The sequence below is a fragment of the Micrococcus sp. HG099 genome, from assembly GCF_024723355.1.
In the GTDB taxonomy this organism is placed as follows: Bacteria; Actinomycetota; Actinomycetes; order Actinomycetales; family Micrococcaceae; genus Micrococcus; species Micrococcus endophyticus.
In genome coordinates this window covers 14277-29772 of the sequence record NZ_JANQCJ010000013.1, presented here as the reverse complement: position 1 = coordinate 29772, position 15496 = coordinate 14277, and the positions used below count along the sequence as shown (strand labels likewise).

Below are 15496 nucleotides of genomic sequence, written 5' to 3'. Positions count from 1 at the left end.
GCCCGCGCGGATTCCGCCTGCTCGGCCGCCGCCCGCTCGGCCACGGCCTCGGCCGCCCGTCGCCGGGTCTCCTCGTCCCGGCGCGCCTGCTCGGCGCGCTCGGCCTGGATCCGCCGCTCGCCGCGCGCCTCGGTGAGCCGGTACAGCACCGGCACGAGCACGAGCGTGAGCAGCGTGGAGGAGAGCAGGCCGCCCACCACGGCCACCGCCAGCGGCTGGGAGATGAAGCCGGAGTGGCCCGTGACGCCCAGCGCCATCGGGACCATAGCCAGGATCGTGGCCAGCGCCGTCATCACGACGGGGCGCACGCGGTTCAGCGCCCCGACCTCGATCGCCTCGTCGAGGCCCATCCCGCGGTCGCGGCGGTACTGGTTGATCAGGTCGATCAGCACGATCGCGTTCGTCACCACGATGCCCACCAGCATGAGCAGGCCGATCATCGTGGACAGGCCCAGCGGGGTGCCCGTGGCCAGCAGGGCCAGGAACACGCCCGTGGCGGCGAACGGGATGGACACCAGCAGCACGAGCGGCTGGCGCAGGGAGTTGAAGGTCGCCACCATCACCACGTACACGGTCGCGATCGCGGCGAGCAGGGCCAGGCCCAGGTCGCGGAACGTCGCGGCCTGCTGCTCGGCGGCGCCGCCCACGGTGGCCGTGACGCCCTCCGGGAGCGCGAGCCCGTCCACGGCCTCGGTGACGCGCCGTGAGACGGCGCCGAGGTCCTGGTCGTCCGGGGTCACGGTGACCACGGCGGTCCGCTCGCCGTTCGACGACGTCACGCGGGCCGGCACGTCCACCCGCTCCACCGAGGCGAGCTCCTCGAGCGGGACCGGGCCGGAGCCAGTCTGCACCGCCACCTGGCGCAGGGCCTCGAGGGACTCCACGGGGTCGGGGTCGCCCAGGCGCACCTGGAACTGCTCGAAGCCGAACCGGACGTCGCCCACCGGCACCGCCTGCAGGGCGGCGGCGGCCTGGCCGGCCACGGCCTCCTCGGTCAGGCCCAGCCGGGCGGCGGCCTCGGTGTCCACGTCCACCTGGAAGGTCGGCCGCACGTCTGCGGCCGGGGTGGTGACCTCGCGGGCGCCCTCGACGCCGCGCAGGGCGCCGGCCACCTCGTCGGCGGCCGTCGCGAGAGCCTGGGGATCGGGGGCGGAGACGGACACCTCGATGTCCTGGCCGCCGCCGGGGCCCTGCTGCGTGGACACGGAGACCTCGCCGACCCCCTCGAGGGCGGCCAGGTCGGCGCGGACGCCGTCCTGCAGGGCGGTCTGGTCCGCGTCCTCGTCCGTCACCACGGTGAACCGGACGCGGTCTGCGGAGGAGCCGCCGAACGCCCCGGCCGGGCCGCCGGCGGTGCCCGCGGTCCACTGCACGGTCTCCACGCCCTCGGTCTCGAGCAGGCTCCGCTCGATCACCCCGGCCGCGGCGGCGGTGGCCTCCAGGGAGGTCCCCGGCTCCTGGTCCGCGGTGACCACGAACGAGTTCTGCCCCGTGTCCCCGATGAGGTTGGTGGGGATCAGCGGCACGAGGGCGGCGGTGCCGGCGAGCACCGCGACGGCGCCGGCCAGCGTGGCGACCGTGTGGCGCTGCGTCCAGCGCAGCACCGGCCGGTACGCCCGGGCCAGCCAGCCGCCGGCCGCGCTCGGGTGCGCGTCGTGGCCGTGCTCGCCGGCCGAGACGGCGGGGGCGCCACCCTCGGCCGCGTCGGCGGGGGAGTCGTCCCCGGCCGGGCGCCGCGGGGTCCGCAGGAACCACCAGCACAGCACCGGGACGATCGTCAGGGCGACCACGAGCGAGGCCAGCAGGGCGACGGTGGCGGTCACCGCGAACGGGCGGAAGAGCTCCCCGGCCAGCCCGCCCACGAAGGCGATCGGCAGGAACACGGCCACCGAGACGAGGGTGGAGGCGGTGATGGCCGTCGCGACCTCGCGGGTGCCGATGAGGATCGCGGTGCGGCGGTCCGCCCCGATGTCGAGGTGGCGGCGGATGTTCTCCACCACCACGATCGCGTCGTCCACCACGCGGCCGATCGAGATGGTCAGCGCGCCCAGGGTGAGCGTGTTGAGCGAGTAGCCGAACACGGCCACGCCGATCAGGGCCGCCAACAGGGACAGCGGGATGGACACCGCGGTCACCAGGGTGGAGCGCAGCGAGAGCAGGAAGACGGCGATCACGAGCACCGCGAACGCCAGGCCGAGCAGGCCCTCCTGGAAGAGGGTGTCGATGGACTGCTGGATGAAGGGCGCCTGGTCGAACACGACCGTCAGATCGGCCCCGCCGCCCACGACGGACTCGAGCTCGGGCAGCGCCTCGCGCACCGCCTCGGAGACGGCCACCAGGTCGGCATCGGGGGTCGCGGTCACGGAGACGGAGAGGGTGTCCGCGCCGTCGGTGCGGGTGACGGACGTGGGCTCGGCGGCCTGGAGGGAGACCTCGGCGACCTCGCCGAGGGTGCGGGGCTCGCCGTCGCCGGCGGGCTCGTCGGGCGCGGTCGGCGTCGCCTCGGCGTCCGCGGGCGGGCCGCCGCCTCCGCCCACCGGGCCGCCGTCCGCGGTGCGGTCCTGCGGGGCCGCCCCCTGGCCGCCCTCGGCCGGGGTGACGACGATGCCGCGCATGCCCTCGAGGTCCTCGACGGCGGCGCCCGCCTGGACGGGGTAGGTGCTCTCGCCCTCGGTGACCTGGCCGACGGGGAACAGGCCGGCGTTCTCCTCGAGGGCGGTGGTGATGTCCTGGGTGCTCAGCCCGGCGGCCGCGAGGGCCTCCGGGTCCGGGACTACGGAGACGTGCTCCTCGGTGCCGCCGAGGACGTCCGCGCCGCGCACGCCCTCGAGCTTCTGCAGCCGGGGGGCGAGCACGGCCTCGGCGCGACGGCGCAGCTCGTTCAGGTCCTCGTCGCCGGAGAGGGCGAGGAACACCACGGGGAAGTCGGAGACGGAGCCGGCGAAGGAGGAGGTCTCGGCCTCCTCCGGCAGCTGCGAGGCGAGGTTCGAGACCACGCGGTCCACCTGGGAGCGGGCCCGGTTCAGGTCCGTGCCGTAGGCGAACTGCAGCTGGATCGAGTTGAAGCTCGCCTGGGAGGTGGAGCCTGAGGACTCGAGCCCCTCGACGGCCTGCAGGGCCGTCTCGAGGGGCTCGCCCACCAGCGAGTCCACGACCTCGGGGGACGCCCCCGGGTACAGCGTGGACACCGAGATGACGGGCAGCTCGAGCGGGGGGATCAGCTCCCGCTTGAGCTGCCCGGCGGACAGGACGCCGAACACCGCGATGAACACGGTGACGAGCGCGACGAGCGCCCGCCGGCGAAGAGAGAACCGGGCGAGCGCTCCCACGGCGGCGTCAGGCCAGCTTGAGCGCGGCGTCCGTGGACGCGCTGACCTCGGCCAGCAGGGCCGGGTCGTCGTTCAGGGTGCGGCCCAGCGAGGGGATGAGCTCCTTGAGCGCGCCGTCCCAGCCGGCCATCTTCGCCGGGAAGCAGCGATCGAGCAGCTTCACCATGATGGGCGCGGCGGTGGAGGCGCCCGGGGAGGCGCCCAGCAGGCCGCCGATCGAGCCGTCGCCGTGGGTGACCACCTCGGTGCCGAACTGCAGGACGCCGCCGAACCGGCCCTTGCGCTTCATGACCTGCACGCGCTGGCCGGCGGTGATGAGCTCCCAGTCGCCGCCCTCGGCCTCCGGGTAGAACTCCTTCAGGGACTCGATTTTCTTGTCCTGGGACTTCACCACCTCGGTGACGAGGTACTTGGTGAGGTCCATGTTGTCCTTGGCCACGTCCAGCATGGTGGTGAGGTTGTGGGGGCGGATGGACAGCGGCAGGTCCAGGTAGGAGCCGGTCTTGAGGAAGTTCGTGGAGAAGCCGGCGTAGGGGCCGAACAGCAGGGAGCGCTTGCCGTTGACGAAGCGGGTGTCCAGGTGCGGCACGGACATGGGCGGGGCGCCCACGGCGGCCTGGCCGTAGACCTTGGCCATGTGGCGGTTCACCACGGACTCGTCGGTGCAGCGCAGGAACTGGCCGGAGACCGGGAAGCCGCCGAAGCCCTTGGCCTCGGGGATGCCGGACTTCTGCAGCAGGGACAGCGCGCCGCCGCCGGCGCCCACGAACACGAAGCGGGCGCGGTCCACGACCTCGGTGCCGGCGGCCTTGTTCTTGACGGAGACCTCCCAGCGGCCGTCGGTGCCGCGGCTCAGGCCGGTCACCTTGTGGCCGAAGCGCACGTCGGCGCCCGCGCCGGCCATGGCCGTCACGAGCTGGCGGGTGAGCGAGCCGAAGTCCACGTCCGTGCCGCCGACGACGCGCGAGGCGGCGATGCGGCCGGCGTCCTCGCGGCCCTCGATGAGCAGGGGCGCCCACTCGGCGATGGTGGCGGGGTCCTCGGTGTGCTCCATCTGCGCGAACAGCGGCTGGGCGGACATCGCCTCGTAGCGGGTGCGCAGGTAGTCGGCGTGGGCGTCGCCCCACACGAAGGACATGTGCGGCAGCGGGTTGATGAAGGTCTTGGGGTCCTGGAGCGTGCCGTCCTTCACGAGGGAGGACCAGAACTGGCGGGAGGTCCAGAACTGCTCGTTGATGCCGAGCGCCTTGGTGACGTCCACCGTCCCGTCCTTGCCCAGCGGCGCATAGTTCAGCTCGCAGAGGGCGGCGTGCCCGGTGCCGGCGTTGTTCCACGGGTCGGAGGACTCCAGGCCGGCCTGGTCCAGGTTCTCGTAGAGGGCGATCGACCAGGTGGGCTCGAGGCGCTGCAGCAGGACGCCGAGCGTGGCGCTCATGATGCCGCCGCCGATCAGGACGACGTCGTGGGTGGTGGCGGACGAGGGGGTGGGCACGGTCAACTCCTGGGGCAGAACGACGGCGGTCGGGCGCACCGTGACCGGGCCTGCGTGGGCGGGTCGTGACGGGGCGCCGTGGTGCCCCACTCTACTACCGGCGGACTCAGCCCTCGGTCAGGTGGACGCGTGCGAACGGCTCGTCCAACTGGGGCGACGTCGGGTAGGAGGCGACGCGGGGGCCCGTGGCCAGCGCGGAGATCGGGTACACCAGGGGCAGGGCGGGCAGGTCCAGCGCCATGGCGCGCACGACCCGGCGGAAGAGGCCGCGCCGGGCCTCGTCGTCCTGCTCGGAGGCCGCGGCGTCGACGTCCTGGATGACGCGCGGGTTGCGGTAGCCGGTCTCCGCGCGCCACGAGCGGGCGAACGGCTCGAGGAACGCGTGTGGGTCCCGGTACGCGCCGTTGCGGCCCATCAGGTGCAGGGCGCGTGTGGGGCGGGAGACGACGGCCCTGAGGTAGTCGTGGTCGGCCGGCACCGGCACGGGGGTGATGTGCAGGCCGATGGCGCCCAGGTCCTGGGCGACCATCGCGTAGACGCGCTCCGGCTCCGGCATGGACGGGCGGGCCGTGCCCGCGGGGTAGAGGAACTCGAGCTCCTCGCCGTCGTAGCCCGAGAGCTCGACGAGCCGCCGCGCCTGCGCGGGGTTCACGTCGTAGCGGCGCGCCTCCTCGTCGCCGACGCCCAGGGCCGGGGGCACGAGGTCGTGGGCCAGCCGGGTGCCCTCGAGGAACACGTCGCTCGCGGCGATCCGCGGCCGGTCCACGGCGTAGGCGATCGCCTGGCGCAGGTACTGGGAGCGGATCCGGGGGTGGTCCAGGTTCATCCCCACGTACAGGACGGCCAGCGGGTCGCGGGGCAGCACCTGCGTGCCGGCCTCGACGAGGGGGCGCAGCTGGCCCGGGGCGACGACGTCGATCACGTCCGCGGTACCGCGGCGCAGCTCGCGCAGGCGGGTGGTGGCCCGGCCCCACGGGTGGACGACGACGGGGCGCACCGCCGGCTCCTCGCCGCGGTGGCTCGCGCTGGGCACGAGGTAGGCGACGTCCGCACCGTCCGGCTGGTCGCGGGAGAGCTCGGCGACCTCGGCCTCGGTGGCCCAGCGGTACGGGCCGGTGCCGGCGGGGGTGACCGTCTCCACCCCGTCCACGGGGACGGTGCGCTCCCACGAGGCGGGGGAGGAGATCGCGAACGCGGGCGAGCTCAGGGCGGCGGCCAGGTGGCGCAGCGGGGAGGTCAGGCGCAGCCGGACCTCGTGGGCGCCGCGGGCCTCCACGCCGGCGTAGACCGAGCCCTCCTCGCCCTCGTGGCCGCCGAACGCCGAGACGAAGGAGGACGGCATCGGGACGGAGCCCTCCACGGGCGCGGGGGCCTGGGCCCAGCGTCGGATGTTGGCGACCACCGCGTCGGCGTCGCAGGGCTCGCCGTCGTCGAAGACGAGACCGGGGACGAGGTGGAAGGCGTGCACGCGGCCGTCCGCGGAGACCTCGTGGCGCTCGGCCAGTCGCGGCGTCGGCGCGCCGGTGTCCGGGTCCACGCCCAGCAGGGTCTCGAGCACCTGGCGGATGATGCGGAAGGACTCGCTGTCCCACGCGCGGGCCGAGTCACGGGTGAAGGGGCGGCCCGGGGCACCGACCACGAGCAGCCGGCTCGGGCCGGACGGGGTCGCCGCGGCCGTGCCCGAGGCCGAGCGGGCCGGCGTCGGGGTGCCCGCGCAGCCGCCGAGGCCGAGTCCGAGGGCGCCGAGGCCGGCGCCGAGGAGGGCGCGGCGGCTGGGCTGCATGGCTCTCTCCTCCTGAGGGGCGACGGCGGCGACGGGCGGGGCGCCGGAGTGCGGGCGGGGGGATTCGAACCCCCACGTCCAGGACACTGGAACCTAAATCCAGCGCGTCTGCCAGTTCCGCCACGCCCGCGCACGCCCCGCACGGCGGGGCGAGCCACGATCCTACCGTGCGCGCCCGTGACGCGGCCGGGGTCGGGTCAGGCCTCGTCGAGGCCCAGGGTGCGGCGCAGCCGGGCCACGTGGCCGGTGGCCTTGACGTTGTACTGGGCGTGGGTGACGCGGCCGTCCGGGCCGACCACCACGGTCGAGCGGATCAGGCCCTCGTAGGTGCGCCCGTAGTTCTTCTTCTCGCCCCAGGCGCCGTAGGCCTCGGCCACGGCGTGGTCCTCGTCCGAGAGCAGGGAGAAGGTCAGCCCCTCCTTCTGGGCGAAGCGGATGATCTTGCCGATGGGGTCGGGGGAGACGCCGAGCACCACGTAGCCGGCGGCGGTCAGCGAGGCGAGACTGTCCCGGAAGTCGCAGGCCTGGGTGGTGCAGCCCGGCGTGGAGGCGGCCGGGTAGAAGTAGACGATCGTGCTCTTGCCCGCGCTGTCCCGCAGGGAGACCGGGCGGCCGTCCTGGTCCTGGAGGGTGAAGGCGGGCGCGATGTCGCCCGGCTGGAGGCGGTTCTGGGTCGTGTCGCTCATGCGCCTCAGCCTACGGGGGAGCGCGCCGCAGGGCGGGGAGGGGGGCCGGGGACGGCGAAGGCCCCGTCTCCGTGGAGACGGGGCCTTCGGTCCGTGGTGCACCCCCCGGGACTCGAACCCGGAACCTGCTGATTAAGAGTCAGATGCTCTACCGATTGAGCTAGAGGTGCAGGTGCCGCACCGCCTCTCGGATCTCTCCGGTGCGCCGTGCAACGAGGTGAAACGCTACCAGCGGTTTCAGCGAGCGTGCAAATCGGGGCCCGTGACGTCCGTCTCACCGGCCTCCGGGGCCGCGTAGAGGCGGTCCAGCTCGTCCATGAACGCGGTCATGAAGGCGTGGAAGTCGACGGCGTCCTCGGCCTGGTCGAGCCCGGCCGTACCGTCCTCGGTGAGGTCCCCCACGGGCACGCGGGTGTGCTCCGGGACGTCGAACCACGTGCGGAAGCCGGTGACGGTCTCCACCTGGTAGCCGCTGCCGGTGTCCGCCACGGTGGCGACGTTGCCCAGGGCCACCCCGACGACGTCCGTGCCGTGGGAGGAGGGCTCGGCCACCGGGCCGTGCGGGTCCTCCTCGGGGGCGTCCGCGGCGGGGGCGTCGGCCGGCGCGTCGTCCCGCGTCGACGTCGGGTCGAAGGGGCACAGCAGCATCTCCAGGGGCTGGTGCCGGTAGCCGATCACCAGGGGGGAGGAGGAGCCCGAGGGCTGGCCGTAGACCACGTTGTAGTCGCCGTGGTTGAACACGCGCGCGTCGAAGACGCCGCGCAGGCGTCTCTGGAGGGTCGGCGAGTCCATGCCCCCAACGTACGCGGCGGCGTCGGGGCCTGTCATGCCGCCGCGCCCGACCGTCACACGCGGTCGCGGCCCGCCGGCGGGCGCGGGCGCGTCACTAGACTCCGCGGCATGGACACCGCCGCGTCGACCCCCCGCACCCCGTCCGCCGCCCCGGACATGAAGCCGCGCTCGCGCGACGTCACGGACGGCATGGAGCGCGCCGCCTCGCGCGGCATGCTGCGTGCCGTCGGCCTGGGCGACGCGGACTTCGCCAAGCCGCAGATCGGCATCGCCTCGTCCTGGAACGAGATCACGCCCTGCAACCTCTCCCTCGACCGGCTCGCCCAGGCCGCCAAGGAGGGCGTCCACGCCGACGGCGGCTTCCCGCTCGAGTTCGGCACCGTCTCCGTCTCGGACGGCATCTCCATGGGCCACGAGGGCATGCACTTCTCCCTCGTCTCCCGCGAGGTGATCGCGGACTCCGTGGAGACCGTGATGATGGCCGAGCGCCTGGACGGCTCCGTCCTGCTCGCCGGCTGCGACAAGTCCCTGCCCGGCATGCTCATGGCCGCCGCGCGCCTGGACCTGGCCAGCGTGTTCGTCTACGCCGGCTCCACCATGCCCGGCCACGCCCGCCTGAGCGACGGCACGGAGAAGCAGGTCACGATCATCGACGCCTTCGAGGCGGTGGGCGCGTGCGCCCGTGGCTTGATGAGCGAGGAGGACCTGCTGCGCATCGAGAAGGCGATCGTGCCGACGGAGGGCGCGTGCGGCGGCATGTACACCGCCAACACCATGGCCTCCGTCGGCGAGGCCCTGGGCATGTCCCTGCCGGGCTCGGCGACCCCGCCCTCGCCGGACCGCCGCCGCGACGACTTCGCGCGCCGCTCCGGCGCCGCCGTCGTGAACATGCTGCGCCAGGGCATCACGGCCCGCGACATCATGACCAAGGGCGCGTTCGAGAACGCGATCGCCGTGACCATGGCCTTCGGCGGCTCCACCAACGCCGTCCTGCACCTGCTGGCCATCGCCCGCGAGGCCGGCGTGGACCTGAGCCTCGAGGACTTCAACCGCGTGGGGGACCGCACCCCGCACATCGCCGACCTCAAGCCCTTCGGCCGCTACGTCATGACGGACGTGGACCGGGTGGGCGGCGTGCCCGTGGTGATGAAGGCGCTGCTGGACGAGGGCCTGCTGCACGGGGACGCGCTGACCGTCACCGGCCGCACCGTGGCCGAGAACCTCGCCGAGCTCGCCCCGGACCCCGTGGACGGGGACGTCATCCGCACCATGGACCGCCCGATGCACCCCAACGGCGGCATCGCGATCCTGCACGGCAGCCTCGCCCCTGAGGGCGCCGTGGTGAAGTCGGCCGGCTTCGACGCGGACGTCTTCGAGGGCACCGCCCGCGTGTTCGACCGCGAGCGTGCCGCGATGGACGCGCTCGAGGACGGCACCATCGCGGCGGGCGACGTCGTCGTGATCCGCTACGAGGGCCCCCGCGGCGGTCCCGGCATGCGCGAGATGCTCGCGATCACCGGCGCCATCAAGGGTGCCGGCCTGGGCAAGGACGTCCTGCTGCTCACGGACGGCCGGTTCTCCGGCGGCACCACGGGGCTGTGCATCGGGCACATCGCCCCCGAGGCGGCCGACGGCGGCCCGATCGGCCTGGTGCGCGACGGCGACCGGATCCGCGTGGACATCGCCGGCCGCACGCTGGACGTGCAGGTCGCGGAGGAGGAGCTGGAGGCGCGCCGCCGCGAGTGGACGCCCGTGCCGCCGAAGTTCACCACCGGCGTGCTGGGCAAGTACGCCAAGCTCGTGCACTCGGCCGCCGAGGGCGCGTACCTCGGCTGACGCGGTGTCGGTCTCGCATTCCGAACACGCATCTCGGGATGTGAGACTGACGCCCGCCGAGTGGAGGCGCGCCGCGCGCCGTGGCCATACTGAGGGCACACCGACGTACCGCACGGTCAGGTCCCCACCTCAGACCCGGCCACGCCCCCGCCAGAGCTCCGGCGCGGTCCAGGACCCCGCGCAGGACGACGGCCCAGCAGCACCCCCGTACCACCGTGCCGCGCCCCGCGCGCGGCGCGTCGACGATGCGACGAACGCAGTGAGGTGACCCCATGAGCACGACCCCCCGCGACGCCCGCGCGGCGGTCCCGCCGGTCCCGACGCCGGCCTCCCGCCCGGAGGAGCAGGCCCGACCGCAGGAGCGCCGGCCCGCCGTCCGACCCGACACCGTGGAGCCCCGCGTCCCCGGCGAGGGCAACCGCGTGGAGCCCACCCTGATGACCGGCTCCGAGGGCATCATCCGCGCGCTCGAGGAGCTCGGGGTCACCGACGTCTTCGGCCTGCCCGGGGGCGCCATCCTGCCGACCTACGACCCGCTCATGGACTCCGACCAGATCCGCCACATCCTGGTGCGCCACGAGCAGGGCGCCGGTCACGCGGCGCAGGGCTACCACCTGGCCACCGGCAAGGTCGGCGTGGCCATCGCCACCTCCGGCCCCGGCGCCACCAACCTGGTGACCGCCATCGCGGACGCCCACATGGACTCCCAGGCCGTCGTCTTCATCACCGGCCAGGTGAGCTCCGCCGCGATCGGCTCCGACGCCTTCCAGGAGGCGGACATCGTGGGCATCACGATGCCCATCACCAAGCACTCCCGGCTCGTGACCCGGCCCGAGGACATCCCCCAGGCCCTCGCCGAGGCGTTCCACATCGCCGCCACGGGGCGGCCCGGGCCCGTGCTCGTGGACGTCACCAAGGACGCCCAGCAGGGCGAGTTCGAGTTCGCGTGGCCGCCCCGGGTCGACCTGCCCGGCTACCGCCCCGTCCTGCGCGGCCACCCCCGACAGATCCGCGAGGCCGCCCGGCTGATCCGCGAGGCCCGGCGCCCCGTGCTGTACGTGGGCGGCGGCGTGGCCCGCGGCGAGGCCCACGAGGAGCTGCGCGCCCTCGCCGAGCTCACGGGCACCCCGGTGGTCACCACCCTCACCGCCCGCGGCGTCTTCCCCGACTCGCACCCCCAGCACCTGGGCATGCCGGGCATGCACGGCGGCGTCCCCGCCGTGGCCGCGCTCCAGCAGGCCGACCTGCTGATCACGCTCGGCGCCCGCTTCGACGACCGCGTGACCGGTCACCTGCCCTCGTTCGCCCCCGGCGCCCGCGTGATCCACGCGGACATCGACCCGGCCGAGATCTCCAAGAACCGCACCGCGGACGTGCCGATCGTCGGCCACGTCAAGGAGATCATCCCGGACCTGGCGGCCGAGCTCGCGACGGACACCGAGTCGCTGCCCGACCTCGCCGACTGGTGGGCGGTGCTGCGGCGCCTGCAGGACACCTACCCGATGGGCTGGACCGAGACCGAGGACGGCCTCCTCGCGCCCCAGGAGGTGATCTCCCGGATCTCGGCGCTGTCCGGCCCCGAGGCCGCCTACGTGGCCGGCGTCGGCCAGCATCAGATGTGGGCCAGCCAGTTCGTCGCCTACGAGCGGCCGCGCCAATGGCTCAACTCGGCCGGTCTCGGGACGATGGGCTTCGCCGTCCCCGCCGCGATGGGGGCGCAGGTGGGCGAACCCGACCGCGTGGTCTGGGCCATCGACGGCGACGGCTGCTTCCAGATGACCAACCAGGAGCTCGCCACGTGCGTGATCAACCGCATCCCCATCAAGATCGCGGTGATCAACAACTCCTCGCTGGGCATGGTGCGGCAGTGGCAGACCCTCTTCTACGACGGGCGCTACTCGAACACGGACCTGAACACGGGCCATGACACCGCCCGGGTGCCGGACTTCGTCAAGCTCGCCGACGCCTACGGCGCCGCGGGCCTGCGCTGCGACCGCCGGGAGGACCTGGACGACACCATCCGCCAGGCCCTGGCCATCGACGACCGGCCCGTGATCGTGGACTTCGTGGTCTCCCGCGACGCCATGGTCTGGCCGATGGTCCCCGCGGGGGTCAGCAACGACGCGATCCAGGTGGCCCGGGGCATGACGCCCGACTGGGACCAGGAAGACTGAGGAGGGCAACGATGGAACGCCACACCCTGTCCGTGCTCGTCGAGGACGTGCCCGGCACCCTGACCCGCGTGGCCGGCCTCTTCGCCCGGCGCGCGTTCAACATCCACTCGCTGGCCGTGGGCGTCACGGAGGTCGAGGGCCTATCCCGGATCACCGTGGTCGTCGACGCCGACACGGACCTGCTCGAGCAGGTCACCAAGCAGCTGAACAAGCTGATCAACGTGATCAAGGTCGTCGAGCTCACGCCCGACTCCTCCGTGCAGCGCGACCACCTGCTCGTGAAGGTGCGCGCCGACGCGGCCACCCGCGGCCAGGTCGTCCAGGCGGCCGACCTGTTCCGCGCCCACGTCGTCGACGTGGCCCCGGAGTCCCTGACCCTCGAGGCCACCGGCACCCGTGACAAGCTCGAGGCCTTCCTCGAGATGATGGAGCCCTACGGCGTGCGTGAGCTCGTCCGCTCGGGCACCCTCGCCCTCGCCCGGGGTCCGCGGTCCATGACCGACCGCGCCCTGGCCCGCTGACCGTCCCGATCCACCCATTCCGTGAGGAGAACAGCATGACCGTGAAGAAGTTCTACGACGACGACGCCGACCTGTCGATCGTCCAGGGCCGCACCGTGGCCGTCATCGGCTACGGCTCCCAGGGCCACGCCCACGCCCTGTCGCTGCGCGACTCCGGCGTGGACGTGCGCATCGGCCTCGCCGAGGGCTCCAAGTCCCGCGCCAAGGCCGAGGCCGAGGGCCTGCGCGTCGTCGACGTCGCCACCGCCGCCGCCGAGGCCGACCTGATCATGATCCTCACCCCGGACCAGGTCCAGGCCGACGTGTACGACCAGCACATCGCCGGCAACCTGCAGGAGGGCGACGCCCTGTTCTTCGCGCACGGCTTCAACGTGCGCTTCGGCTACATCCAGGCCCCCGAGGGCGTCGACGTCGCCCTGGTCGCCCCCAAGGGCCCGGGCCACGTGGTGCGCCGCGAGTTCGAGGCCGGCCGCGGCGTGCCCGCGCTGATCGCCGTCGAGAAGGACGCCTCCGGCCAGGCCCACGCCCTCGCCCTGTCCTACGCCAAGGCCGTGGGCGGCACCCGCGCCGGCGTCATCGAGACGACCTTCACCGAGGAGACCGAGACCGACCTGTTCGGCGAGCAGGCCGTGCTCTGCGGCGGCGCCTCCCAGCTCGTGCAGTACGGCTTCGAGACCCTCACCGAGGCCGGCTACCAGCCCGAGATCGCCTACTTCGAGGTGCTGCACGAGCTGAAGCTCATCGTCGACCTCATGGTCGAGGGCGGCATCGCCAAGCAGCGCTGGTCCATCTCCGACACCGCGGAGTACGGCGACTACGTCTCCGGCCCCCGTGTCATCACCCCCGACGTGAAGGAGAACATGAAGGCGGTCCTCGCCGACATCCAGTCCGGCGCCTTCGCGCAGCGCTTCATGGACGACCAGAAGGCCGGTGCGCCCGAGTTCAAGGAGCTCCGCGCCAAGGGCGAGGCCCACCCGATCGAGAAGACCGGCCGCGAGCTGCGCGAGATGTTCTCCTGGCTCAAGGACGCGGACGACGACTACACCGAGGGCACCGCGGCCCGCTGAGCCGCCCGAGCCCCCGACGCCGGCCCCGGGCATCGTGCTCCGGGGCCGGCGTCGCATTCCGGCCGCGGTCCGGTCACGCGTCTAGGCTCGAACCGGAGCGCGGGCCGGCCCGCCTCCCATCCCACCGCACCACACCTCCAGGAGCACCCGTGAGCGCAGCCCAGCCCGTCGTCCTGATCGCCGAGGAACTCTCGCCCGCCACCGTTGAGGCCCTCGGCCCCGACTTCGAGATCCGCCGCACGGACGGCGCCGACCGCGCCCGCCTCCTCGAGGACCTGCGGGACGTCGACGCGGTGCTGATCCGCTCGGCCACTCAGATGGACGCCGAGGCGATCGCCGCCGCGCCGCAGCTGAAGGTCATCGCGCGCGCCGGCGTCGGGCTGGACAACGTGGACGTGCCCGCCGCCACCGAGGCCGGCGTCATGGTCGTCAACGCGCCGACGTCGAACATCATCTCCGCCGCCGAGCTCACCTGCGGCCACATCCTGGCCACCGCCCGCAACATCGCCGCCGCCAACCGCTCGTTGAAGGCGGGGGAGTGGAAGCGCTCGAAGTACACCGGCGTGGAGCTGTACGGCAAGAAGCTCGGCGTGATCGGCCTGGGCCGCATCGGCGCCCTCGTGGCCGAGCGCATGCGCGCCTTCGGCATGGAGATCCTCGCCTACGACCCCTACGTGACCACCGCCCGCGCCCAGCAGCTCGGCGCCACCCTCGTGGAGCTGGACCAGCTGCTCGAGAGCGCGGACTTCGTCACCATCCACATGCCCAAGACCCCGGAGACGGTCGGCATGATCGGCGACGAGCAGTTCGCCCGCATGAAGGACACCGCCGTGGTGGTCAACGTGGCCCGCGGCGGCCTGGTGGACGAGGACGCCCTCGCCCGCGCCCTCGAGTCGGGGGCCATCGCCGGCGCCGGCATCGACGTGTTCAGCACCGAGCCGGCCACGGACCTCGCGTTCTTCGCGCAGGACTCGGCCGTCGTCACCCCGCACCTGGGCGCCTCCACCGCCGAGGCCCAGGAGAAGGCCGGCGTCGCCGTCGCCGGCTCCGTGCGCCTGGCCCTGTCCGGCGAGCTCGTCCCGGACGCCGTGAACGTGGCCGGCGGCGTGATCCACGAGGACGTCCGCCCGGGCCTGCCCCTGGCCGAGAAGCTGGGCCGCGTGCTCACCTCGCTGGTGGGGGAGCAGTCCCTCACCGCCGTCGAGGTGGAGATCGCCGGCGAGATCGCCGAGCACGACGTCTCGGCGATGCGACTGGCCGCCCTCAAGGGCGTGTTCACGGACATCGTCTCGGATCAGGTCTCCTACGTGAACGCCCCCATGCTGGCCGAGCAGCGCGGCGTGGAGTGCCGGCTCACCACCACGCCCGTCTCCGAGTCCTACCGCAACACCGTCACGCTGCGCGCCGCCACCGCCCAGGGCACGCAGGTCTCGGTGACCGGCACCCTCACCGGCCCACGCCAGATCCAGAAGCTCGTGGGCGTGGACCGCCACGAGCTCGAGGTGCCGCTGGCCGACCACCTGCTCGTGTTCACCTACGAGGACCGTCCGGGCGTGATCGGCGTCCTGGGCCAGGCCCTCGGCGTGCAGGGCGTGAACATCGCCGGCATGGACGTGTCCCGTGACGACGAGGGCGAGGCCCTCGCCGTGCTCACCCTCGACGGCGCGCTCTCCGGGGACACGGCCACCGCCCTGGCCGCCGCCATCGGCGCCTCGCGCGTGGCCGAGGTGGACCTCTCCGCCTGAGCGTCTCCCCGCACGAGCCCGACGCGCGGGCGGAGCCGGACCCCCGGCCCCGCCCGCGCGTCATCTCATCC

Annotated in this window: 10 protein-coding genes and 2 tRNA genes; 5 read left to right on the top strand and 7 right to left on the bottom strand. The window is 73.6% G+C overall.

Annotated features, from left to right (window positions below; translation table 11 throughout):
• From NWP10_RS02530 to NWP10_RS02500, 7 genes are all read right to left on the bottom strand, one after another.
• Window positions 1-3329: efflux RND transporter permease subunit (locus tag NWP10_RS02530; protein ID WP_258299782.1), on the bottom strand; the 3329-nt coding region annotated here is incomplete at its 3' end.
• 7 nt (window positions 3330-3336) lie between these two features.
• Window positions 3337-4821, bottom strand: coding sequence for a malate:quinone oxidoreductase (locus NWP10_RS02525; RefSeq protein ID WP_258299781.1), 1485 nt, complete (start codon window positions 4819-4821; stop codon window positions 3337-3339).
• Between the two features lie 106 nt (window positions 4822-4927).
• Window positions 4928-6604, bottom strand: a complete 1677-nt coding sequence (locus NWP10_RS02520) for an ABC transporter substrate-binding protein (protein WP_258299780.1) — start codon at window positions 6602-6604, stop codon at window positions 4928-4930.
• 49 nt (window positions 6605-6653) lie between these two features.
• Window positions 6654-6734 (bottom strand) — tRNA-Leu (locus tag NWP10_RS02515).
• A gap of 67 nt (window positions 6735-6801) precedes the next feature.
• Window positions 6802-7290, bottom strand: a complete 489-nt coding sequence (gene bcp, locus NWP10_RS02510) for a thioredoxin-dependent thiol peroxidase (protein WP_017488207.1) — start codon at window positions 7288-7290, stop codon at window positions 6802-6804.
• A gap of 94 nt (window positions 7291-7384) precedes the next feature.
• Window positions 7385-7460: transfer RNA gene (locus NWP10_RS02505), tRNA-Lys, on the bottom strand.
• A 67-nt stretch (window positions 7461-7527) separates the two neighbouring features.
• Window positions 7528-8082: a hypothetical protein gene (locus NWP10_RS02500; RefSeq protein ID WP_017488206.1), complete on the bottom strand. Its 555-nt coding sequence runs from the start codon at window positions 8080-8082 to the stop codon at window positions 7528-7530.
• Window positions 8083-8190: 108 nt separating this feature from the next.
• Here NWP10_RS02500 and ilvD point away from each other — a divergent pair, with 108 nt between their 5' ends.
• From ilvD to serA, 5 genes are all read left to right on the top strand, one after another.
• Window positions 8191-9918: a dihydroxy-acid dehydratase gene (ilvD, locus tag NWP10_RS02495; protein WP_258299779.1), complete on the top strand. Its 1728-nt coding sequence runs from the start codon at window positions 8191-8193 to the stop codon at window positions 9916-9918.
• Between the two features lie 272 nt (window positions 9919-10190).
• Window positions 10191-12092 (top strand): acetolactate synthase large subunit, encoded by a 1902-nt coding sequence (locus NWP10_RS02490; RefSeq protein WP_258299778.1) that lies wholly within the window; start codon window positions 10191-10193, stop codon window positions 12090-12092.
• 11 nt (window positions 12093-12103) lie between these two features.
• Complete coding sequence (gene ilvN / locus NWP10_RS02485; RefSeq protein WP_002854209.1) at window positions 12104-12613, top strand: acetolactate synthase small subunit; 510 nt, start codon at window positions 12104-12106, stop codon at window positions 12611-12613.
• 35 nt (window positions 12614-12648) lie between these two features.
• Window positions 12649-13680, top strand: coding sequence for a ketol-acid reductoisomerase (ilvC, locus tag NWP10_RS02480; RefSeq protein WP_258299776.1), 1032 nt, complete (start codon window positions 12649-12651; stop codon window positions 13678-13680).
• A gap of 149 nt (window positions 13681-13829) precedes the next feature.
• Window positions 13830-15425, top strand: a complete 1596-nt coding sequence (serA, locus tag NWP10_RS02475) for a phosphoglycerate dehydrogenase (protein WP_258299775.1) — start codon at window positions 13830-13832, stop codon at window positions 15423-15425.
• Window positions 15426-15496: the final 71 nt, after the last annotated feature.

Excerpts from the sequence above, each read along its gene's own strand:
- ilvC (WP_258299776.1), top strand. The coding sequence starts at position 12,649 with ATGACCGTGAAGAAGTTCTACGACGACGACGCCGACCTGTCGATCGTC.
- NWP10_RS02500 (WP_017488206.1), bottom strand. The coding sequence starts at position 8,082 with ATGGACTCGCCGACCCTCCAGAGACGCCTGCGCGGCGTCTTCGACGCG.
- NWP10_RS02520 (WP_258299780.1), bottom strand. The coding sequence starts at position 6,604 with ATGCAGCCCAGCCGCCGCGCCCTCCTCGGCGCCGGCCTCGGCGCCCTC.
- ilvD (WP_258299779.1), top strand. The coding sequence starts at position 8,191 with ATGGACACCGCCGCGTCGACCCCCCGCACCCCGTCCGCCGCCCCGGAC.
- ilvN (WP_002854209.1), top strand. The coding sequence starts at position 12,104 with ATGGAACGCCACACCCTGTCCGTGCTCGTCGAGGACGTGCCCGGCACC.
- bcp (WP_017488207.1), bottom strand. The coding sequence starts at position 7,290 with ATGAGCGACACGACCCAGAACCGCCTCCAGCCGGGCGACATCGCGCCC.
- NWP10_RS02490 (WP_258299778.1), top strand. The coding sequence starts at position 10,191 with ATGAGCACGACCCCCCGCGACGCCCGCGCGGCGGTCCCGCCGGTCCCG.